The sequence below is a fragment of the Sphingomonas sp. SUN019 genome (assembly GCF_024758705.1).
GTDB lineage: Bacteria > Pseudomonadota > Alphaproteobacteria > Sphingomonadales > Sphingomonadaceae > Sphingomonas.
The window spans coordinates 817960-841374 of record NZ_CP096971.1; the positions used below are offsets into that span (position 1 = coordinate 817960).

The 23415-nt window shown below is 64.5% G+C and carries 18 protein-coding genes; 10 read left to right on the forward strand and 8 right to left on the reverse strand.

The window, feature by feature from the left end; translation table 11 throughout:
- Positions 1-3: 3 nt before the first annotated feature.
- Positions 4-1224: a hypothetical protein gene (locus M0208_RS03965; protein ID WP_258890431.1), complete on the reverse strand. Its 1221-nt coding sequence runs from the start codon at positions 1222-1224 to the stop codon at positions 4-6.
- A 174-nt stretch (positions 1225-1398) separates the two neighbouring features.
- On the opposite strand from M0208_RS03965, the gene M0208_RS03970 reads away from it, so the two are divergent.
- Positions 1399-1971, forward strand: a complete 573-nt coding sequence (locus M0208_RS03970; RefSeq protein WP_258890432.1) for a phosphatase PAP2 family protein — start codon at positions 1399-1401, stop codon at positions 1969-1971.
- A 24-nt stretch (positions 1972-1995) separates the two neighbouring features.
- Here M0208_RS03970 and M0208_RS03975 read toward each other — a convergent pair whose 3' ends face one another.
- The 7 genes from M0208_RS03975 to M0208_RS04005 form a co-directional block, all read right to left on the reverse strand.
- Positions 1996-3672 carry an NAD(P)/FAD-dependent oxidoreductase gene (locus tag M0208_RS03975; RefSeq protein ID WP_258890433.1) on the reverse strand — a complete coding sequence of 559 codons (1677 nt, stop codon included), beginning with the start codon at positions 3670-3672 and terminating at the stop codon, positions 1996-1998.
- A 56-nt stretch (positions 3673-3728) separates the two neighbouring features.
- Positions 3729-4832: an NADH:flavin oxidoreductase gene (locus M0208_RS03980; RefSeq protein ID WP_258890434.1), complete on the reverse strand. Its 1104-nt coding sequence runs from the start codon at positions 4830-4832 to the stop codon at positions 3729-3731.
- A gap of 24 nt (positions 4833-4856) precedes the next feature.
- Positions 4857-5663, reverse strand: a complete 807-nt coding sequence (locus M0208_RS03985) for an alpha/beta fold hydrolase (protein WP_258890435.1) — start codon at positions 5661-5663, stop codon at positions 4857-4859.
- Positions 5664-5703: 40 nt separating this feature from the next.
- Positions 5704-6165 (reverse strand): nuclear transport factor 2 family protein, encoded by a 462-nt coding sequence (locus tag M0208_RS03990; RefSeq protein WP_258890436.1) that lies wholly within the window; start codon positions 6163-6165, stop codon positions 5704-5706.
- The gene (locus M0208_RS03995; protein ID WP_258890437.1) at positions 6162-7469 is read right to left on the reverse strand and encodes an acyl-CoA dehydrogenase family protein; all 1308 of its coding nucleotides are present in this window, start codon (positions 7467-7469) and stop codon (positions 6162-6164) included. Before M0208_RS03995 ends, M0208_RS03990 begins: the two co-directional genes overlap by 4 nt.
- A 40-nt stretch (positions 7470-7509) precedes the next feature.
- Positions 7510-8262 (reverse strand): SDR family NAD(P)-dependent oxidoreductase, encoded by a 753-nt coding sequence (locus M0208_RS04000; protein ID WP_258890438.1) that lies wholly within the window; start codon positions 8260-8262, stop codon positions 7510-7512.
- An 84-nt stretch (positions 8263-8346) separates the two neighbouring features.
- Positions 8347-9114 (reverse strand): SDR family oxidoreductase, encoded by a 768-nt coding sequence (locus M0208_RS04005; RefSeq protein WP_258890439.1) that lies wholly within the window; start codon positions 9112-9114, stop codon positions 8347-8349.
- A gap of 253 nt (positions 9115-9367) precedes the next feature.
- On the opposite strand from M0208_RS04005, the gene M0208_RS04010 reads away from it, so the two are divergent.
- The 9 genes from M0208_RS04010 to M0208_RS04050 all read left to right on the forward strand — a co-directional run bounded on the left by M0208_RS04010 (position 9368) and on the right by M0208_RS04050 (position 23413).
- Positions 9368-11596, forward strand: coding sequence for a TonB-dependent receptor (locus M0208_RS04010; RefSeq protein ID WP_258890440.1), 2229 nt, complete (start codon positions 9368-9370; stop codon positions 11594-11596).
- Between the two features lies 1 nt (position 11597).
- Entirely contained in the window at positions 11598-12338 is a 741-nt protein-coding gene (locus M0208_RS04015; protein WP_258890441.1) for an SDR family NAD(P)-dependent oxidoreductase, read from the forward strand.
- Complete coding sequence (locus tag M0208_RS04020; protein ID WP_258890442.1) at positions 12326-13345, forward strand: phosphotransferase family protein; 1020 nt, start codon at positions 12326-12328, stop codon at positions 13343-13345. The genes M0208_RS04015 and M0208_RS04020 overlap by 13 nt, the downstream gene beginning before the upstream one ends.
- Complete coding sequence (locus M0208_RS04025; protein WP_258890443.1) at positions 13342-14988, forward strand: long-chain-fatty-acid--CoA ligase; 1647 nt, start codon at positions 13342-13344, stop codon at positions 14986-14988. The genes M0208_RS04020 and M0208_RS04025 overlap by 4 nt, the downstream gene beginning before the upstream one ends.
- Positions 14989-15034: 46 nt before the next feature.
- A complete protein-coding gene (locus tag M0208_RS04030; protein WP_258890444.1) occupies positions 15035-15715 on the forward strand; it encodes a TetR/AcrR family transcriptional regulator in 681 nt (226 codons plus the stop codon).
- A gap of 413 nt (positions 15716-16128) precedes the next feature.
- Positions 16129-17655: a tryptophan halogenase family protein gene (locus tag M0208_RS04035; RefSeq protein ID WP_258890445.1), complete on the forward strand. Its 1527-nt coding sequence runs from the start codon at positions 16129-16131 to the stop codon at positions 17653-17655.
- Positions 17656-17854: 199 nt separating this feature from the next.
- Positions 17855-20857, forward strand: a complete 3003-nt coding sequence (locus M0208_RS04040) for a TonB-dependent receptor domain-containing protein (RefSeq protein ID WP_258890446.1) — start codon at positions 17855-17857, stop codon at positions 20855-20857.
- Positions 20858-20917: 60 nt separating this feature from the next.
- Entirely contained in the window at positions 20918-21592 is a 675-nt protein-coding gene (locus tag M0208_RS04045) for a DUF6445 family protein (RefSeq protein WP_258890447.1), read from the forward strand.
- Positions 21593-23413: a family 43 glycosylhydrolase gene (locus M0208_RS04050; RefSeq protein WP_258890448.1), complete on the forward strand. Its 1821-nt coding sequence runs from the start codon at positions 21593-21595 to the stop codon at positions 23411-23413.
- Positions 23414-23415: the final 2 nt, after the last annotated feature.

Sequence of the window (23415 nt, forward strand, 5' to 3'; positions counted from 1 at the left end):
GCGTCACCCCACCAGCGCAGCATGATGGAATCCCAGCCGCGGGTCGGCCGACGGCGACAGCGTCGGCACGAATTCCTGCAGCGGCGGCATCGGCACCCGCAGGCGCAGCGCGCTCGACGGATAATCGTAGATGGTGATGTGGTTCAGCCCGCGATTGGCCGTGAACAACAGGCTCTGGTCGGCCGAGAGCTGACAGGCATAAACCGAATCGAGCAGCGAGCCACGGCTGACCTGGAGCGCGCCCAGGAAATGCTGTGAGTTGCTGAAGACATTGCCGCGCACGAATGTCTCGAACACCTGCGTCGCCACCTCGCGCGGCCTTTTGGCGAGTTCCGCGATGTCGGGCCGCTCGTCGATCATCCGGTGGCGCGCCAGATCGGCCAATTCGACAAACAGGATCGACTGGCTCCCGCCATTGCAGAAGATCAGTTCGCTATCCGACGACGTGATATCCGAATTGATATGCGCCGGCGTCTCGCGCCCGGTCGCCCAATGCCGCCGCACCGCCCCGCGCGTCGCATCGATTTCGAACACATATTCCTTCAGATACGCCATGCCCCATTGATGCCAGTCGACGCGGTCCTGCGGCGCGACGCGGAACGAAATGGCGTAGAAAAGTTCCTCGCTGCGGTGCGGCAGAACGTGCCAGCAAGTTGCTGGCAGATCGACGATGCGAATCTCGCCTGTCTGCATGTCGCGGATGCCGACATGCCTCGCCTCGCCGCGACGGCCGCGGCTCGGATCGTCCATCGATCCATAGCAGAGGTAACGCTTCGACGCGGTCAGCTTCATCGCGTGCGGCAGTTTCACGCCGTGCGGCTCCAGTCGTTCGGGATTTTCGAGATCGTCCAGCGCGAAGCGATAGAAATGCCTGCCGATTGCGGTGATGAAGTGCCGGTCGTCGAGCCAAGCGAGATGCGTGCTGCCGTGCAGCGACGTCGCAGGCGTCTCGAACCGCAGCGTCGAGATGCGCGCGGTTTCCGCCAGCGTTTTCGCGTCGAAGAACAACAGGTGCTGCCCGGCATTACCGAGGAAGCCGGTCGTGCCGCCCGGGTTGACCATGCAGGCATGACCCGCGGCGACACCGTCGTAATATTCGATCTTCCAGGCAAAACGGTCGCCCGCAGGATCGAACAGGAACAGGCACATGCCCGCCATGCCTTCGAGGCCGTTGATCCCGTTGCCGTCCAGCGCGACATAGAAAGCGTAAGGATAGCCCCGCATCGATTCCCCCCGCTCCACGGGCTTGGACGGCGGATAGTCGCGTAATCGTCGCGCAGGCGCAACGGTCCCCCACGCACGATTCGGAACGGCTGCACCGACGCGCCGCATTGTGCTATGTTAAGATCGAAGAAAACAGGAGTCGCGCGAGGGGCACATTGCAGCAGGGGGGCTTCGATGCGACGGTGGATCGGGCTGGAACGGGCGGCGCGAGACGGATCGCTGGCCGATTTCTTCGAACGGCTGGACGCGCGTGAACTGGATCACGTGCGCCGCTATGTCGGCCATATGGAGCGCAAAGCGGTTCGCCATGTCGCCATCGTCCTGAATCGCCTGTCCAACGGCAGCCTCTATCCGATCGTCGCCGCGATCCTTTTGCTGTTCTTTGGCCGACCGATACTAGCCGGCGTCATCATCGCCACCAGTTCGGTACTCTGCGCGCATCTGATCTATCCCGGAATAAAGACGCGTTGCGCGCGACGGCGGCCGTTCGATTGCGACCCCTCGATCGCCTCGCTGCTGAAGCCGCTCGACCGTTACAGTTTCCCCAGCGGGCACGCCATGACGGCGACGGCGGCGTTCGTGCCGCTTGCTGTGGCGATGCCTGCGATCGCCACCCCGGCCATCGCCACCGTGATCCTGATCGGCTGGGCCAGGATCGCCGCAGGTCACCATTATCCCACCGACGTACTTGCCGGCGCCCTGCTGGGAAGCGTGATAGCGGGGCCGGGACTGATCTGGCTCTCTTGAGGACGGAACGCGATCAAGCCTGGCTCAGTCGCCGCGCCTCTTGAACTCGAGTTCGGGAAAGCCTCCATCGGCCGACTTGTCCAGCGTATCATAGTAAAGGCCCGCACCGCCGAAATAGATCAGCACCCGCGCCGGCTTGTCCTCGCGATTGGCGCCCATCATCCATGAATTCACCTTGTCGCCCTGCGCCATCAGCGTTTGCCCGTGGATGTCGGCGGTCTGCGCGGACCACGCCTGCTCGGCTTCGCGCCGCGGTTCGAACACGTCGAAGCCTTCACGCTCCATCTTGTCGATACAGCGCGTGATCCAGATAACGTTCTGCTCGATCGAGGTTGGCAGGTTGGCGAATGGCGCCTGCGGACCCGTGATCACGAACATGTTGGGGAAATCCGACACGCAGACCCCCATGATGCTTTCCGACTGCGCCCGCCATTTTTCCTGCAACGTCTGGCCACTACTGCCTCGGATCGGAAACGCCTCCAGCGCGCCAGTATAGGCCTTGAAGCCGGTCGCCAGGACGATAATGTCGAAGTCGTAGTCGCCCTTCGTGGTGCGCACGCCGGTCTCGATGATTTCGACCAGCGGTTCGGCGTTCTTTATGTCCACCAGTTGAACGTTGTCCCGGTTGAACGCTTCAAGATAGCCGTGGTCGAGCGGCGGGCGTTTGGCGAAGAGCGGATAATCGTCGAATGACGGCGTCAGCTTTTCCGCCAGGACCGGATCCTTCACCCGCTCCCTCATCTTCGCGCCTATGAAGTCGGCGGCCATCCGGTTGGCCTCCGGACTGCTCAGCAGATCGTCGAACGTTTCGAATACCCAGCGGAAGCTTCCGGTCCACTTCTCCTCGAATATCCGTTGCCGTTCCTCCGCGGGCGTGTCGACGGCGTTGCGGCCGACCGGGCTGTCGAACGCCATGCCGAACACATGCTTGCGGCATTTGGCGACGATATCGTCGTAATTCTGCTTGATGCTCCGGTCCCACTCCGGCGTCATGTCCTGCTGCATCGCAGGCAGCACGTAGTTCGGCGTGCGCTGAAAAACCGTCACGCTCGCCGCGGTTTCGGCGACCACCGGCAACATCTGCACGGTCGTCGCTCCCGCGCCGATGATGCCGACGCGCTTGCCCGCATAGTCCAGATGCTGCTGCGGCCAGCGCGAGGAATGGAACAGCGGCCCCTTGAAATCCTTCATGCCGTTGATCTTCGGGATCACCGGTTCGGAAATCATGCCCATCCCGCTGATAAAATACTTGCAGGTGAAGGATTCGCCGCCCGCAGTGTCGACCTGCCAACAGGCTCGATCGGCAAGATACCGCGCCTCGACGATTTCGGTGTTCAGCTGAATGTTCGGCCACATGTCGCACCGGTCGGCAATGAAGCGGAGATAATTCTGTGTTTCCTCCCGGCCCGGATACCGCTTGGTCCATTTCCATTCCTGCAACAGCTCCTTGGAAAAGGTCAGGCAGTAATAATAACTTTCGCTGTCGGTCGCCGCGCCGGGATAGCGGTTCCACGCCCAGGTGCCGCCGACGTCCGACGCGCGATCGAACACGCGGACCGACAGGCCCAGCGTGCCGAGATGATGGAGCACAGCGAGTCCGGCAAACCCAGCGCCGATGCAAATGGCGTCGAAATCCACGCCATCTGTCTTGGGCTTCCGGCCCTGCGCGGCTTCATCGGTACGGATGACGGTAGTGCTCATCTGGTTTCTCCTGGCGCAGGCGATTTCGGTCGGACGATTGGGTGCGGGTCGAACCCTCAGTAAAGAATGTCTTTGGTTTCCAGGGCGTAGGGCTTCAGGTCGGTCAGATCATGGGCCAGCACCTTTCGCAGCCACTCCGGATCGCTCAGCAACGCGCGGCCGACCGCCACGAGATCGAAATCGCCGCGTTCGAACCGGCGGCGCAGGTCGTCGAGTTTCTCGACCTCCGGTTGCGAAGTGCCTTCGACAAAATCCGCCATCAGATCGCGCGACAGTCCGATCGACCCGACCGTGATGGTCGGGCAGCCCGTGACCGCCTTCACCCACCCTGCAAGGTTCAGGTCGCTCCCCTCAAACGTGGGTTCCCAGAAACGGCGTTCGGAGGCGTGAAATATGTCCACACCCGCATCGACCAGCGGCGTCAGCCACTGCTCCATTTCCGCCGTGTCGCGGGCCAAGCGCGCGTCGTAATCGTACACCTTCCACTGCGAGACGCGGAAGATGATCGCGAGGTCGGGCCCCACGGCTTCGCGGATCGCGGCGACGGTTTCGGCGGCAAAGCTTGCCCGCGCTCCGATATCCGATCCGCCATAGCCATCTGTTCGCTTGTTAGTGACGTCCCAGAAGAATTGGTCGAACAGATACCCATGCGCACCGTGAAGCTCGATGGCGTCGCAACCCATCCTGACGGCATCCCGCGCGGCGCGCGCAAAGGATGCGATGACGTCGGCGATGTCCTCCTCTGTCATCGGCCGTCCGCCGGGCATGTCGAGCCCTACCAAGCCGGAAGGGCTGACCAACTGATCATGCGGGGAGTCGGGGAAGTTGAAATCGGTGCAGCCGCCGACGTGCCAGAGCTGCGGGATGAACGCGCCGCCGCTCGCGTGAACGCCGTCGACAACGTGCTGCCATCCCTGAAGCGGGCGCTCGCCGTGGAAATGCGGGACCGCGTCGGCGGCGACCGCGCCGGGCACGTCCACCGCGACGCCTTCGGTGATGACCCCCGCGACACCGCCGTCGATGCGGCGGCGATAGTAATCCGCGATCTCTCGCCCTGGCGTACCCCCCGGCGCGAAATAGCGCGACATCGGCGCCATCACGAAACGGTTGGCCAGCTTCAGCGACTTGTACGCGAAAGGAACCATCAGCGAATCAAGCATGGAAGTGCCTTTTCAGGATAGCGATCATCGCAGGTCCGCCAGAAAGCCGATCAGCGTGTCGTGATAGGCGTCGGGATCCTCGACGAACGGCGCGTGGCCGCTGCCCTCGAAGGTGACCAGGCGGCCGTGCCGCGCAATTTCCGCCGCCTGCATCCCGATCTCCGGCGGCACGATCGCGTCCGCGCTCCCGACGAGCGAAAGTACAGGTACGTCGAGCCGCGCGAGCACCGCACGCTGGTCGAGATCGGCGAGATCCACGATCGACCGGCCGACGCCGGGGCCGCTGTCCATGAACATGGCCCACATCCAGTCGATGACGGGCTGCCCTACGGGCTTCGCACAAACAGCTTGCGCGATCCCCATGAAGAACCCGGCACGATCCGCCGCCATCGCCTGCGGCGTGCCGCGAACCGCCTCCGCCGTGCCGCCATACGGAAAATCGCTCGCCTGCGTGTAACGTGGCGTAGCGCCGCAGGTGAGCACCAGCCCGGCAAGACGGTCACCGAGCCGATCGGCCGCCGCTACTGCAACCGCACCGCCGAGCGACCAGCCGTTCAGCACCACCCCATCAAGCCCGAGTTGCTCTACGACCGCGACGACGTCGCCCGCCAGCGCGTCGATCGACGTATCGGCGAAATCATGGTCCGATCGCCCGCAGCCACGGTGGTCGATCGCGACCACCGCGTGCCCCGCGGCGCGCAGGCGATCGATCGTCCCCGCCCAGGCGCGTGACGACATCGCCCAGCCGTGGATGAGGACGACCGGGCGTCCCGGCCCGGCATGGTGCTGATAATAGACCTGTCGGCCGTCTTCGGCATCGATAAAGGCCATGCGTCTCTCCTGCGGGCTTCGTGCTCGGTCGCGCGTCTGTTCAGGCGGGCGCCGACAGCGTGATGCCGACCAGCGGGCTGAAATGATGCATCTTCACGTGGCGGCGCGCGATCTTCCACACGCCGCCGCGGCGCTCGAAATCGTCGGTGTAGGTCGCCGCCACGGTCTGCGCCTGCCCGTCCGCCGTCGTGCCGATACAATCGACGTCGCTGACCCCGCTCGCCTGGTCGGCCCCGTCGAACGTGACGCGCAGGTTGGTGTTATAGTGGGTCGACTGTTTCCATGCCGGCCACAGGATGTCGTGGACGGCGCGCGTGATGCCCTCATGCCCGTCGAAGTTGCCGAACGGTGGACCAACCTCCCATACGGCATCTTCCCACCAGATGCCGATGAAGCGCTCCCAATCCCTTTTGTCGAAGCCCAGGCAGTAATCGGACGTCAAATCCAGGATCGCGAAGCGGCTTTCCAGCTGATCGATCCGGGCGAGCAAAGCGTCGGTCACGCGGCAACCTCCTTTTCAAGAAACGCGGCGAATTTGCGCTCGGCGGCGGCGCGGGTGTCGGGCACGAAATAGGTCGGGAAAACGCCGGGCGAGGGCTGCACGTCACGCAGCACGTCGCGCGCGACCGAGACCTTGTGCACCTCGGTCGGGCCATCGACGATGCCCATTTCGGGGACGTACTGCCACATGTCCATCAGCGGCGTTTCATTCGACATGCCGAGCGATCCGTGCAGATGCAGCGCGCGATAGACGACGTCCTTCAGCACGCCGGGCATCGCCGCCTTGATCGCCGAAATCTCGCGCCGGACGGGCCGGGTATAGGCCTTGTCGCGGTCCAGCAGCCATGCCGCGTACAGCACGTGCAGGCGGAACTGCAGGATCTGCGTATAGCTGTCGGCGATCTTTTCCTGCACCATCTGCTTGTCGGCCAGCCGCTCGCCTTTCGTAATGCGGGAGACGACACGCTCCTTCATCATGTCCATCGCCTTGTTCAGCATGCCGACGGTGCGCATCGCGTGATGGATGCGCCCGCCGCCGAGCCGCGACTGCGCCACCTTGAACCCCGCCCCGACCGGACCAAGGTTGCTGTCCGCCGGAACGCGGCAATCGGTGAACCGGATATAGCCTTGGACGCCCGATCCCAATTCGTCCTTCGGGCCGACGGCGGTGTTGCGGACGATGTGCATGCCCGGCGTCCCAGCGGGCACGATGATCATCGTCGACCCTTCGTGCACCGGCACGTCGGGGTCGGTGATGGCCATGACGATCAGGAATTCGGCGACGCAGGCGTGGCTGGCGAACCATTTCTCGCCGTCGACCACCCATTCGTCCCCGTCCAGCCGGGCGACGCAGGTGAACTCGCCGGGATCGGCACCCGCCTGCGGCTCGGTCATCGAATAGCAGGACACGATGTCTCCATCGAGCAACGGCTGCAGATACCGCGCCTTCTGCGTATCGCTGCCAAAGCGGGCGAGGATTTCGGCATTTCCTGTATCGGGCGCCTGCGTGCCGAAGACGGTGGGGGCGAAACGGCTGCGGCCGAGAATCTCGTTCATCAGCCCGAGCTTCAACTGGCCAAAGCCATTCCCGCCCAGTTCCGGTCCCAGGTGACAGGCCCATAGCCCGCGTTCCTTCACGATTCGCTGCAACGGCTTCATGATCGCGCGCGCGGGCGATTTCGGATCGAACGGTGCGGCGGGCGCGCGGAACACCAGGTCGAGCGGCTCCACCTCCTCGCGGACGAACGTGCCCATCCAGTCCAGCTGTTCCTGAAAGTCGGGGTCGGTCGAAAAATCCCACGCCATCTTGGTCTCCGGCCGCACCCGCGGCCTCAGGTGAAAAGGATCAGTGCCCCGCGTACCAGCCGCCATCGATCCACAGTTCGGCCCCGGTGATGTAACGCGCCTCGTCCGAAGCGAGGAACAGCGAGCCGTACGCGATGTCCATCGGATCGCCGACGTCGCCCATCGGGATCGACGCCTTGATCGCGGCATCTTGCTCTGGCGTGATGTCGCCGAGGATCGGGGTCTTGATCTGGCCGGGAAAGATCGTGTTCACGCGGATGCCCGCCCGCGCAAATTCCAGCGCCGCGCCCTTGCCCATCACCCGCACCGCCGCCTTGGACGCGTGATAGCTGATCGCATCGGGGCTGCCGATCAGGCCGTACAGCGACGATATGTTGACGATCGCGCCATTTCCCGACGCCAGCAACGCTTCCGCCGCCGCCTTCATGCCGAGAAAAGGCCCGGTCTGGTTGACCGCGATCATCTTCGCCCAGCCCGCTTCGCTTTCGCTGCGGACACCGCCGGGATGGAAAATGCCCGCATTGTTGACCAACGTCGTCAGGCTGCCGAAGGCTGCGATCGTCGCGTCGACCGCCGCGGTCCAGCTGTCGAGGCTGGTGACGTCCAGGCGGATGAACGCCGCCTCACCCCCCGCGTCACGGATTTGCGTTACGATTTCGGCGCCGAGCGATTCCTGCAGATCGCCGATCATCACCTTGGCACCCTCGCGCGCGAACAGCACCGCCTGCGCCGCGCCGAGACCGCTGGCGCCCCCGGAAATCAGCGCCACCTTGCCGGCCATCCGATCCGCCATCGTCACTCTCTCCCACGGCGCAGCTTTTCCAACCGGCTCGTATTAACGACTAACTCACTTACTAGATCATAACAAGTAACATAATCAGGTCGGCCCGCCAGAACGCACGTGCCAGCCATTGTCGACCTGCAATTCGATGCCGGTGATGAAGCGCGATTCGGCGCTGGCGAGGAACAGCACCGCCTGCGCGATGTCCTCCGCCGCGCCGATCGCGCCCTGCGGCAAGGCACCCGCCGCGACCGGCCGTTCCTCGCCCGGCCGGCCCTCGGCCAGCGCCATCATCGGTGTCTCGATCGCACCGGGGTGGATGGTGTTGCAGCGGATGCCGGAGCCGGTTTCCTGGCAGTGCATCGCGATCGACCGGCTCATCGCCTCCACCGCGCCTTTGGCGGCGGTATAGGCGAAGAAGATCGGGAAACCGACCTTCGTCACGATCGACGCCATGTTGATAATCGATCCGCCACCGGCGCGACGCATCGCCGGGATGGCGTGCTTGCAGCCGAGGAATACGCCCTCCGCCATCACCGCGTTCATGCGACGGAAATCGTCGAGACCGGCGTCCTCGACCGTGGCGAACGACACCACGCCTGCATTGTTGATGAGGATATCGAGCCGGCCGAAGCGCGCCTCTACATCGGCGATCAGGTCGATCCAGCCCTGTTCGTCGGTCACGTCCTGCGTCACGAAGTGCGCGTTGGGGCCGGCGCGATCGACCGTAACGCGGCCGCCGTCCGTGTCGATGTCGGTGGCGATGACCGTGGCGCCTTCGGCTGCCAGCAGGATCGTGTCGGCCCGGCCGATGCCCGATCCGGCCCCGGTCACGATCGCGACCATACCCTCGACCCGCCCCATTCCGCTCTCCCAACGCCGTTGATCCGGGCTGACGTTTCGCGGTCTGTAAAACACACTTGCTAGACGTCAACAAGCATTATATCACCATCCGTACCGGAGAACCGGCGGATATGGTGCTGGGCACGGGCGTCGCACGAACGACTCTCGGCCCCCTCGCAAGCACCGGTCCGTCGACACGGCGTCAAGGAGGGGAAAACCAATGTTCCGACGTCACACCTGTCTTTTCCGAACCGCCCTGAATGGTTCGGCCGCATTGGCCGCACTGACCGCGGCGCCCGCGTTCGCGCAGGAGGCGCCCGGCACTACCGCCGCCGCCGGATCGGCATCCGAGCAGACCGCCGGGCCGCCCACGACCGCCGGCGGGCTGGAGGATATCATCGTCACCGCGCGCAAGCGGGTCGAAAACCTGCAGGATGTCTCCACTTCGGTCAGCGCGCTGTCGGCGAATGAGCTGTCGCAACGGTTCGATTCCGACGTGCGCGATTTCGCCAATGCCGCGCCCAACGTGCTGATCGACGACACGCAACAGGGACCGGGCGGCGTCGCCTCCGCCGCCATCCGCGGCATCGGCGTGGCCGACGTGGAAAAGGCGATCGACCCGACCGTCGGCATCGTGCTGGACGACATCTATTTCGGCACCAGTTCGGGCGGCCTGATCAAGGCGATCGACATCGACCGGGTCGAGGTGCTGCGCGGGCCGCAGGGGACGCTGTTCGGACGCAACGCGATCGCTGGCGTCATCAACCTCACGCGGTCCCGCCCGACGCAGGAACTGACCGGAAAAGTCCGCGCGACCTATGCCAATTACGATTCGCTCGATCTGGAAGGGGTCGTCAGCTTCGGCCTGACCGACTGGGCGGCGGTAAAGTTCTCGGGCGCGCGCAAGAAGACCGACGGCTATATCTACAACACGCTGCAGAACCAGGACGGGCAGCGGTCGGACTTCACCGCGCTCGGCGTGCAATTGCTGCTGACACCGACGCCGGGGCTTGAGCTATCGTTCAGCTTTGACGACCAGAATACCGATCAGGATCCGCCGCAGCTTTCCAACGTATCGGGGCCGACCTCGCTGCTCGGCGCGCCGCCGATCGCGCGGTCCAACCTGTTCTGCGCGGTGCTGAACCAGTGTTCGCCCGCATTCGGCGTGCCGCAGCAGGGCGATCGCTATCAATCGATCAGCAACGGGCCGCTGAACAAGAACGCGTTCTTCGACACCAACCTGTTCATCGCGAAGGTCAAATATGACCTGACCGCCGATCTGGAACTTCAATATATCTACGGCCGGTACGAAACCGACGAGGCGATCACGCAGGATTTCGACGCGACGCCGCTGACCCTGTTCCACACCGACCGGCCGGCGCGCTATCATCAGGACACGCACGAACTGCGCCTGACGAAAGGCGGCGGCGGTCCGCTCAGCTTCGTGGCGGGTCTATACTATTGGGACTCGGCGTACCGGATCGATCTGGTCAGCTATATCGGCTTCGTCGTGCCCGATACCGTGCTGGCGCTGCCGCAGACCGTGCGTCAGACGAACAAATCCTACGCCGGTTTCTTCGACGTGGATTACCGTTTCACTGACTGGTTCAAGCTGACCCTCGGGGGCCGCTATACCAAGGACAAGAAAACCCAGGGCGTGCGCGATCTGGGGTTCGATTTCTACGACGATCCGGTGAAGGACAGCTGGAAGAAATTCACGCCGAAGGTTGCGCTGAGCTTCGAGCCGACCGACGATGTGCTGGCCTATGGCCTGTGGTCGCGCGGGTATCGCACCGGCGGTTTCACCGGACGCCCGGCGACCGAGAACGCCGCCCGCACGCCGTACCAGCCCGAAACGGTCGACAATTACGAGATCGGCGTGAAGGCCGAACTGCTCGACCGCCGCCTGCGCGTGAACGGCGCGATCTTCAAACTGGATTACAAGGACAAGCAGGAGGAATTCAGCGTGCCCGCCCCGGTCGGCACCGGGCAGGAAACGCGCATCCTGAACGCCGCCACCGCGACCGTGAAGGGCGTCGAACTGGACGTCACCGCATTGCTGTTCGACGGGTTCACGCTGAACGGCAACGTCGGTTACCTCGATGCCAAGTACAAGAATTTCGTCGCCGACGTGGACAGCGACGGCATCGTTACCGACAACAGCGGCCTGAAATTCCGCCGCGCGCCGAAATGGAACTGGACGCTCAGCGCCAATTACGAGCGGGAGATCGGCCCCGGCACCGCATATCTGCAGGGGACATGGCATTATCTCGGCGCGCACGAGATGACGTTCCTGAACAATCCGGCGCTGCGAAATCCCGGTCAGGATCTGGTCGACGCCTCGATCAGCTACAAGGTCGGAAAGACCATGCTTTCCGGCTTCGTGCGCAATCTGTTGAAGGAGGATGGCTGGTCGATCGGTTTCGACGTGCAGGGCTTGTGGAGCTATGCGGCGCCGCGCACGCCGCGGACCTACGGCATCGCGCTGACGCAAACTTTCTGACATGGAGCCCGACGCGACAGGCGCTCCGCCGCCGCGGCGCTGGATCGTCACGGGTGCCTCGCGTGGTCTGGGACTCGCCATCGCGCACGGGGCGGCGGCGCGGGGCGACCGCGTCGCGCTGCTCGCACGTGGCGAGGGTGTCGAGGCGGTCGCCCGGACGGTCGGCGGCGAGGCGATCGGCCTGCGCGCCGACGTGTCGGATGTCGCGTCGGTCCGGGCGGCCGTCGACACGGTGGCGGCGCGGTGGGGCGGCGTGGACATTCTGGTCAACAACGCCGGGCTACATCGCGGCGACCTGATCGACAGGATCAGCGTCGGTGACTGGGACGACGTGCTCGCCACCAATCTGTCGGGGCCGTTCCATGCCGTCCGGGCGGTATTGCCGCACATGCCGGCCGGCGGTTCGATCGTAAACGTCGGCGCGGTCGTAGGTTTTCGCGGGTTCGTCGGCGACAGCGCCTATGGATCATCGAAGGCGGGGCTCGCAGGCCTTACGCAGGTGCTGGCGGTGGAACTCGCGCGGCGCGGCATCCGGGTCAATCTGGTGCTGCCTGGGTTCGTCTCGACCGAAATGACCGCCGGGATATCCGAGCGTGCCCGTGCGCGCGTCGTGGCGCGAATACCGCTGAAGCGGGAAGGCACGCCGGAGGAACTGGCGGAGGTCGTCTATTGGGTCGCCGGATCGCCCTATATGACCGGGTCGGTGGTCGCCACTGACGGCGGGTTGATGTGCGCGCTGTAGCGCCGGACGAAGCCGACCGCTTCGCGCGCTGGATGGCGCGAGAGGCCGGTATTTCGGACGCGCGGATGGGGCGGTTGCTGGCGGGCGGCAATGCCAACGTGACGCGTCTGATCGAGAGCGCGGACGGAGCGATGGTCCTGCGCCACGCCCCGCAGCAGGCGGTGTCGGCAAAGGCTGGAGCGGGGATCGCGCGCGAGTACCGGCTGCTCGCCGCGATCGGCGACGTGGCGCCCGTGCCGCGAGCGATCGCCTGGTGCGACGACCCGGCGGTGATCGGCGTACCGTTTGCGGTGTCCGCGTTCGTGGAGGGGGTGGCGCTGACCGACACGCTGCCCGCGGCCTATCCGGCGTCGGCGGATGCGGTCGATACGATCGGCCGGGAACTGGTGGACGGAATCGCGCAGGTTCATACGATCGACTGGCAGACACGCCTTCCCGCCGGTTGCGGGCGTCCGGACGATTTCCTGACGCGGCAGATTCACCGCTGGAACGATCTGCGAGCGGAGGTCTCGGTCCGCGAGCTGCCGATGCTGGACATGATCGCGCGCTGGCTGCTCGCCACGCTCCCGACGGACGGCGCGTCGCGGATTGTCCACTGCGACTATCATCTCGACAATTGCCTGTTCGATCCGGCCAGGCCGGTGCTGCGGTCGATCATCGATTGGGAAATGGCGACGATCGGCGATCCGATGGTCGATCTCGGCCTGTTGCTCATGTTTTGGCGGCGGGAAGATATGGCGTCGCTGGGCTTCCACTTCGTCCAGCGAATTTCCAACCGTCGCGACGTGGTCGATCCGCGCGTGCTCGCGGACCGCTGGTCGGACCGCACCGGCCTGTCGTCGGAGCGCCTCGACTGGTATCGTGTCTTCGCCTTCTGGCGACTGGCGGCGATCGTGGAGGGCGCATTCGTGCTGTACCGGAAGGGCGCAGTCGACAGCGCCTATGCGCGCGGGCTCGAACGCGACGTGCCCGCCCTGCTCGCCGAAGCGGCGGCGCTGATCCGATGACGAGCACCGAGATGCAGCCGACGATGATGGCCTTTCCGATGACGACGCAGATGATCCTGCGGCACGGCGCGCGTCTGCACGGCCGGGCCGAGATCGTGTCGTTCGACGGATCGGGGTTCAGCCGCGCATCCTATGCGGCGGTGGCCGATCGTGCCGCGCGGCTGGCGGCGGCGCTGGCCGCACTCGGCGTCCGCGCGAACGACCGGGTGGCGACGTATTGCTGGAATCACCAGCCGCATTTCGAAGCCTATTTGGCCGTGCCCGCGATGGGGGCCGTACTGCACACGTTGAACGTCCGGCTCTCCGCCGATCAGATCGGCTACATCGCGCGCCACGCCGAGGATCGCGTGCTGATCGCGGACGCCAGCCTGATCGGCCAGATTGCTCACATACTCGGTTCGATCCCGTCGCTGGAGGCCGTGATCCTGGTCGGCGAAATGGTCGACCTGCCCGACTTTGCGGGTCGCGTGATCTGTTACGACGCGCTGCTCGGCGATCAGGCACCGCTCGTCGACTGGCCGGACATCCAAGAAAACAGCGCCGCGGTCGCGTGCTATACGTCAGGCACGACGGGCGACCCCAAGGGCGTCGTCTACAGTCACCGGTCGATCTTCGCCCACAGTCTGGCGTCGATGGGCGTTGACACGTTCGCCATTTCTCAGTCGGACCGCATCCTGCTCCTGCCACCGATGTTTCACGCCAACGCATGGGGCCTGCCCTTCAGCGGCTGGTTCGCGGGCAGCACGTTCATCCTTCCTGGACCGCACCTGCAGCCGGGCAAGGTGCGCCGCATGATAAAAGCGGAACGGCCAACCTTCGTGTCGACCGTGCCGACCATCCTGAACGACCTGCTCCGCGAACACGCCACCGCACCGATCGGGATGGAGTGCTTTCGCGTTATCGTGTCAGGCGGTTCCGCCGTTTCGCCCGCGTTGATCGAGCGGGTTCGCGAGACGTGGAACATCCCGGTCGTGCAGGGCTGGGGCATGACGGAAACGAGCCCGTTGTGCGTCCTGTCGCACCCCCCGCTCGGCACGCCGACCGAGCAGGAATTGGACTGGCGCGCGAAGAGCGGCCGCCCGGTGCCGGGCGTCGAAGTACGCATCGTCGACGATGACGGCGAACGATTGCCCGAGGACGGTTCGGCGGTCGGCGCGCTCGAACTGCGCGGCCCATGGATTGCGCGGGGATACCATGCCCGCGAATCTGCTGACGTGCTTTCCCCCGACGGCTGGCTGCGCACTGGCGACGTCGGCACGATCGACCCGCTCGGCTATGTCCAGATCACTGACCGCGTGAAAGACATCATAAAATCGGGCGGCGAATGGGTATCCTCGGTCGATATCGAAAATCGCCTCGCCAGCCTTCCGGAGGTGGCCGAGGTCGCCGTCATCGCCGTGCCCGATCCACGGTGGGAGGAGCGTCCGCTCGCGCTGATCGTTGCAACCACGCCGGATAGCCTGCATCCCGCAGCGTTGCGCGGCCGGTTGATGACGACCATGCCGAAGTTCTGCGTTCCGGAATATTGGGCCGAAGTGTCCAGCTTGCCGCGGACAAGCGTCGGAAAGATCGACAAACGCGCGCTCCGCGCCGCCGTCGCGGATGGCACAATCCGCTATGTGCGCGAGGAGGCAATTCTATAACGACGCGGGCTTCAACCGCGTTCACAACGGGAACCTACGCCGCACGATGACCAAGCCAGACAAGCCTGCCCGGATGACCCAAGCGGAACGGACCGCGATATCCGATGCGCGAATGTACGAGGCGGCCGTCGCGCTGATCTTCGAATCGGGCACCCACAACACGACGTTGAAGGATATCGGAGAGCGCGCGGGCTACAGTCGCGGGCTTGCGAGCAACCGGTTCGGATCGAAGGAAGCGCTGTTCGGCAATTTGGTCACCAATTTCAACAAGACCTGGGTCGAAGAACTCGGCCGGTTCGTCGGCGACCGGACCGGCCTGCCGGCCTATCTCGCCGCGCTTGATGCGGTCGAAGATTTCCTGTTGACCCAATCGGTCGTCATGAAGGCGATGTACATATTGTGGTACGAAACGATCAGCAGCCACAACGATCTGCGCGTCCGTCTTGCCGAACATCACGCCGCCTACCGCCGCGACGCCGAACGCTGGCTACGCGAGGGGATCAAGGACGGCGTGGTCCGCCCCGACGTCGATCCGGCGCTGACCGCGATCCAGTTCTGCTCGTTCATCTTCGGCACCATTTATCAATGGCTGGTCGATCCGGTGGCGGTGGATATTCCCGGCAGCTTCCGCCTCTACCGGCAAACCTCGCTCGAAACGCTGGCCGTGCAGCATCGATCGGGCGGGCGGGCCAAATCGTCGGCCGCTCTGCTGCAAGCAAACAAATAACCGCCACCGCGGCTCCCGCGGGGTCGCGTTCCGCTTTCAGGTCGCTCGCGCCGCAGCAGGTTTGCGCCAGACGAGCACGCCCTAGATCTTCGCGCTCACAACGAGCGCGGGAGCGACAGGATGAAGGCGCGAACGACGAATTATATCTTGCGAGCGCAGGTACCGGTGCGTCTTCGGCTCATCCGTCACCGATATTGGCGGTGCTGGGCAGGCCCGAGCCGCAGAGAAAATCCGCCGCAGATGGATTCTTACCAAAAAATTAGCGCGATCGCGGCAGTCCGCGACGCGACTGCGCGGCCCCCCAGACAATGTCGCGCCATAATGGAGAACTGTTTTCCTGACCCCGCCCCGCGCGCCGTCCCCTCTGGACGCGCGGGCGTCCCTGGTTCCAGAAGGCGCGGCAGGAGGATGCGATGGACGACGCGCGGGTACGGACGATCATGATCGTGGGGGGCGGCACGGCGGGCTGGATGACCGCGGCGTTGCTGTCGAAACTGCTGACGGGATTCAAGATTCGGCTGATCGAATCCGACGAGATCGGCACGATCGGAGTCGGCGAGGCGACGATCCCCGCGATCAGGACCTACGCGCAGCTCGCCGGGCTCGATCAGGTGGAGATGATCCGCGCGACGCAGGCGACGTTCAAACTGGGGATCGAATTCGTCAACTGGCGCGCGCCCGGCCACAGCTACATCCATGGTTTCGGCAAGATCGGGCAGGACATGCTTTGGCTGCGCGCCCATCACCTGTGGCTGAAGCAGGCCGCGAAGGGCGAGGCCAAGCACCTCGATTTCTACGCGCTCAATTGCCTCGCCGCGCGGCGCAACCGGTTCTGCATGCCCGACCCGCGCAATCCCGGATCGCCGATGGCGGACATCGACTATGCCTATCATTTCGACGCCTCGCTGTTCGCGCGCTTCCTGCGCGGGCAGAGCGAGGCGCGCGGGGTGGAGCGGATCGAAGGGCGGATCACCGGGGTCGTGACGAAGCCTGACGACGGATCGGTCGACCATGTCGTGCTCGCCGACGGGCGGACGATCGACGGCGATCTGTTCGTCGATTGCTCGGGGATGCGCGGGCTGCTGATCGGCGGGGCGCTGGGCGTCGGGTATGAGGAATGGGGCAGATGGCTGCTGTGCGACCGCGCGCTGGCGGTGCCGTGCGAAAGCGTGTCGCCGCTCACCCCTTATACCCGATCGACCGCGCGGACGGCGGGGTGGCAATGGCGCATTCCGTTGCAGCATCGGATCGGCAACGGCCACGTCTATGCCAGCCAGCACATTTCGGACGACGATGCGGCGCGGATGCTGCTGGCGAACCTCGACGGCCGCGCGCTGGCGGACCCGCGGCCGGTGAAGTTCACGCCGGGCAAGCGCCACCGGTCGTGGGAGAAGAACGTCGTCGCGATCGGGCTGGCCAGCGGGTTTCTGGAGCCGCTCGAATCGACCAGCATTCACATGGTGCAGACCGCGATCCTGCGGCTGATCGCGCTGTTCCCCGGCCGCGGCTTCGACGCGCCCGACGTCAATGCGAACCGTGCGGAATATAATCGTCAGACCGACTTCGAATATGCCGACGTCCGCGACTTCATCATCGCGCACTACAAGGTGACGAACCGCGAGGACACGCCGTTCTGGGCCTATGTGAAGCATATGGACGTGCCCGACTCGCTGACCGAACGGCTCGATCTGTTCGCCTCCTCGGCGCGCTTTTTCCAGCATGGGAAGGCGGAGCTGTTCCGCGAAGAAAGCTGGGTGCAGGTGCTGCTGGGACAGGGATTGCGTGCACGATACGACCCTGTCGTCGACATGATTCCTGACGCCGAGGTCGCCGGCTTCGTCCGGGACGTGGAGGAGGTGATCGACGATTGCGCCAACGCGATGCCCGACCACGCCGCCTTCATCGCGCGCCACTGCAAAGCCCCGCCGATCGCGGCCTGAACGTGGATCATGACGCGTTTCCGGTCGACTGTGGCCTGGCAGCAACATTTCGTCGTGAAACGTCGCCAGCGCGCCGCAGTCATCATCGAATCAGTTGACCGATCTGGCCGATCCGGTCTTTGAACGACGCCTCGCATACGTATGCCAATAAATGCTTGATCGGCAGTGTAACCGGTTACAGCGAATGGAGGGGATGAAGATGGCAAAGGGTTTCACGACGCGTTCGAGCCTTGCGCTCGGGATTTCGACTTTCGCGATGGCGACCGGCGTGATGGTCGCAGCGCCCGCTGCGGCGCAAACCGTCGGCACGATCCAAGGCCGCGGCGCGACCGCGGGAGCGACGGTCACCGCGACCGACACGACTACCGGACGCAGTGTTACGACGCGGGTCAAGGCAGACGGCACTTTCACGATCGTCGGACTGCGACCGTCGGCGTATAGCGTGAAAGCCGGTGAGGCGACGCAGAACGTCACCGTCCCCGTCGCGCAGATCGTCACCGTCGATTTCACACCCGAAACCGCAGATACCAGCGGCGACATCGTCGTCAGCGGCCGTCGGGATCGAGCCGAGGTGCGCACTGCGACGATTGGCACCAGTGTGTCGACGCAGCAGATCGAGACGCTGCCGCAGACTCAGCGCAACTTCCTGAACTTCGCCGCGCTCGCCCCCGGCGTGACGCTGAGCAGCGACGTCAACAACGCCCGCATCCAGTCGGGCGGCAACAGTTCCGACAATATCAACGTGTTCATCGATGGCACCAGCCAGAAGAACAACGTGGGCTTTGGCGGTGTCGCGGGGCAGAATTTTTCGGGCGGCAATCCGTTTCCGCAGTCGGCGATCCAGGAGTTCCGCGTCGAGACGCAGAATTACAAGGCCGAGTTCGAACAGGCGGGTTCGGCGATCATCACCGCGATCACGAAAACCGGCGGCGACAAGTTCCACGGCGGCGTGTTCGGGACGTTCATCCCGAAGGCATGGTACGGTCGCCCCTTCTTCGAACGGAAGGGCGAGGCCAACAATCCGGGCTTCGCCTGCCCCAACAACGCATCGGACACATGCTACAACGAAAAGCCTGACTACAAGCGCTACGAATTCGGCGGCGATCTCGGCGGTCCGATCATCCCGGGCAAGCTCCATTTCTTCGCGGCCTATGAAGGCACGCGACGCACCAATCCCGCGATCATCGTGACCACGGGCGCGGGGATTCCGCCACAGCTCGCCGGTCTGCTTTCCGGCACCTTCGCGGCCGAGTTCAAGCAGGATCTCTATTTCGGAAAGCTGAGCCTGTTCGCGACCGACGCGGACACGATCAACGCCAGCTACTTCCGGCGCGAGGAAACCGATCTGCGCGACTATGGCGGCAACCGCGCGTTCGAAAACGGCCGCAACATCGGTACCCAGAGCGAAAATTATCAGCTTGAATGGAACCACCGCGGCGAAAATTGGCTGAACGAATTGACGCTTAGCAAGTTCTCCAGCTTTACCGGCACCCCGACGATCACGCAGGGACCAGAGTATCTAATCACCGTCAACAATACGGGCGGTGGCGATCTGTTATTCTTTGGCGCGAATTCCTTCCAGCAGGCGAACGATCAGGATTCGTATACGTTTCGAAACAACACGACCTACACCGGATGGGAAAACCACGTCGTGAAAACCGGCGCCCGCTTTGCGCGCGTGTCGTTGTCGCGCATCGAGGACGCCTTCTCGAATGGTCAGTACCGGTTCGCCGCCCCGAACTTCACCGGCGTCGATACGAGCATTCCTTATGCCGCGACGATCTCGCTTCTTCCCCCGGCCCCACTGAAGGCGAAGACCAATCAGATCGGTATTTTCATTCAGGACGACTGGACGATCGACGAGCATTTCACGCTCAATTACGGTCTGCGTTGGGATTACGAGTCGAACAGTTTCAACAACAGATACGTCACGCCCGCCAAGGTCGCCAATGCGCTGCGCAACTATCAGCCGTGGCAAGCGGCGGGGATCGACCCGGAGAATTACATTTCCGATGGCACGAAGCGCGACCCGTTCCTGGGGGCGTTCCAGCCGCGTATCGGCATCTCGTATGACGTTCGCGGTGACCGCGATCTTATTCTCTTCGCCGGCGCTGGGCGCTATTACGATCGCAACATCTTCTACTCCGCCAGTCTTGAGCGGCTCTTCAACAACATCCGCAGCGATGTGAACGTCACGTTCTGCGGCGATACCGGCCTGCCGGCCTGTCCCGCCGGGACGCCGACGGCCCCCGGTTCGGCGGGCGGCGGCGGCGTGTTTCGCTGGAACCCGGCGTTCCGCGACCCCGCGGCGCTGCGGTCCGCGGTGGCGACCGGGGGACTCTCGGGCGACATCTGGGTGATCAACAACGACGCAAAGGTGCCCTATACCGATCAGTTCACGCTGGGCGTCCGCAAGCGGCTCGGCGAAGTGCAGCTGTCCGCGGCGATCGCCCATAACCGTTCGCACGACGCGTTCACCTACGTCCGCGGCAATCGGCAGGCGAACGGCCTGTATACCGACGGTGGCGACGCGTGGATTCGCGATCCCGGGGCGATGACGCCCGAGATGTTCGTGCCCGGCTATACTGGCCGCCTCAACATCGGTTCGTCGAATGGTGAGCAACGCTACACCGCGCTCTTCCTGACCGCTGAAAAGACGTATTCGCGCGAATCGGGCTGGGGATTTACGTCGGCGCTGACCATTTCCGATGCGAAGTCGAATGTCGGCCGCGCGTTCGGCGAAGCCGAGATGTTCAACGCCGGGCGACAGGATGCGTTCGGCTGGCAACCGACCGGAGGACTCGAGCGGTGGCGTCTGGTCGCAACCGGAATCGGCGACCTGCCGTTGGACTTCCAGCTATCGGGTACGCTTACCCTCGCGTCAGGCCCGCGCTTCGGCAACGTCCGCTTCGACATCAAGCCGCCGAATTGCGGCGGCTGCACCTATTTCAATGAGGGCGGGGTGTTCAGCCCGAAGAGCGACATTGCCTACAAGAATCTCGACCTGCGCCTGTCGAAGCGGTTCCGTTTGCCGTGGGGCCACGATGTCACCGCCGATCTGTCGGTGTTCAACGTGTTCGACTGGGTGAACCGCACCTATTCGACATGGGGCGCGGGCAGTGGCGAGAACCCGCCGCTCGAGGAGAATGGCACCACCGGCTATGCACGCAGCTTCCAAGCCGGGTTGAAGTATCGCTTCTGACGTTACCCATGTGGGGCCGCCGTCATGCGGCCCCGCTTTCTTTGTGGAGACCGCCCACCGATGACGCCTGCGCTGCGCCATGTCGGGACCGGGCGTCATCCGGTGGTGGTTGTCGACGGCTTTTCCGGCGACGTCGCGGGGGTGCGGGCGTTGGCCGCCGCGCTCGCGCCGTTCCCGCGTGCGGGCAATTACTATCCCGGCGTTCGCCGCACGCTTACCCCCGCCGATCGTGACGGCTGGGCCTATTTCGAGCGCACGCTGGAGGCCGTCGCGCCGTTCGTCGGTGGCGCATTCGACATCGATTCGTTCCGCGTCGCGGAGGCGAGCTTCTCGATCGTCACCGCGTCGCCCGCGTTGCTACTGCCCGCGCAACGCGCGCCGCATTTCGATTCGCTCGACCCGAAACATCTCGCGGTGATGCATTATCTGTCCGACACGCCGGACACGGGCACCGCTTTCTTCCGTCAGCGTGCGACGGGGATAGAAGCAGTCGACGCGATCAACGTCGACGCATTCATCGTGGAGGCCAAACGCGCCGGAGCGGCTTCCAGCGGCTACATCCACGGTTCCACGTCCGCCTTCGAGGAGATCGGCCGGGTCGAGGGTGTCGTGGACCGGCTTGTCATCTATTCGGGGCGGCTGCTCCATTCGGGCCTCATTCCCGAAGACATGATTTTCAGCGCCGATCCGCGCATCGGCCGGCTGACTGCGAACCTATTCATCCAAGGACATTAGATGCGCATTCTCGCCGCCTGCCTGCTCGCCACCGTCGCTAGCGCTGTTGTCGCCGCGCCGCCGGGCAAGCGCACCTACGCGAACCCGATCGACATCGATTACCGCTACAATTGGGAACAGACCCCCGAACAGATTTCGTACCGGACAGGTGCGGACCCCGCGATCGTGCGGCACAAGGGCGCCTATTACCTCTTTCAGACGCTGGCCGACGGTTATTGGCGGTCGACCGATCTGGCGACCTGGACCTTCATCACGCCGTCGCGCTGGCCGTTCCGCGGCATCGTCGCGCCCGCCGCGTGGTCGGACGGGGAGCGGCTGTATTTGATGCCGTCGATGACCGATCAGGGCGTGATCCTGGTCAGCGACGCGCCTGAGACGGGCAAGCTGGAGTTCCTCACCCGCCGCCTGCCGCCGCTGCCCGGTATGGTGCGGTCCGGGTTCGAGGATAGTATGAAGCCCGGTCAGGTGCCGCCGGGGCCGTGGGATCCGGCGCTGTTCAAGGACGACGACGCGCGCTGGTATATGTACTGGAATTCGTCGAACGTCTTCCCACTCTATGCGATCGAACTCGATCCGAAGAACCGGCTGTCGTACATCGGGAAGCCCAAGCCGTTGTTCGGGCTCGAACCCGGCAAGCACGGCTGGGAGCGTTTCGGTCAGGATCATTCGGGGACCCTCCCCAACGGCACGCCGATCAAGCCCTTCATGGAGGGCGCGTGGATGACCAAGGTCGGCGGCCGCTACTACCTCCAGTACGGCGCGCCGGGGACCGAATATAACGTCTATGGCAATGGCACATACGTGTCGAAATCGCCGATGGGGCCGTTCGAATATGCGCCGTACAATCCGGTCGCGTACAAGCCCGGCGGGTTCGTCGAGGGCGCGGGGCATGGCTCCACGTTTCAGGACAACAACGGGAACTGGTGGAACACGGGTACGCCGTGGATCGGGTATAACTGGACGTTCGAGCGGCGGATCGGGATGTGGCCGGCGCATTTCTATCCCGACGGACAGATGATGGTGTCGACCCGCTTCGGCGACTTCCCGCATTACGCGCCCGACGGACCGAACGCCGATCCGGAGGCGCTGTTCACCGGCTGGATGCTGCTGTCATATCGCGCCATGGCGACCGCCTCATCGACGATGGGCGAGTTTGCGGCCGCGCGAGCGACCGACGAGAACCCGCGCACGTTCTGGGTCGCGGGGGCGAATAAGGCGGGGGAGACGCTGACGCTCGACCTCGGCCGCGCAAAAGAAGTGCGCGCATTGCAGGTGAATTTCGCGGACTATAAATCGGGCCGGTTCGGCGACGCCCCCGACATCTACACCGAATTCCGCGTCGAGGCGTCTGGGGACGGAAAAAGCTGGCGGAAGGTGGCTGAAACCGAAGCGCCGCGCCGTGACCGCCCGAACGCCTACTTCGAACTGGCGAAACCGGTCCGCGCGCGTTTCGTGCGCTACGTCCACGGCCACGTCGGTGCGGCGAACCTGGCGATCAGCGACATCCGCGTGTTCGGGAAAGCGGACGGCGCTGCGCCGTCAGCGCCGGGCGGGGTGACCGCGGTGCGCGAAAAGGATCAGCGCAACGCGCGCGTGACATGGACGGCGGCGCCCGGCGCGACCGGCTACAATGTGCGCTGGGGCGTGCGGCCCGATCGCCTGACGCTGACGTATCAGTTGTTCGCCGACGACGCGGTGAAGGCGGGCAAGGGATCGCTCGCGCTGCGGTCGCTGAACGTCGGGGTCGGTTATCACGTCGCGGTGGAGGCGTTCAACGAAGCCGGGGTTTCCGAGCTGAGCAACACGGTGGCCGTGCGTTAGCA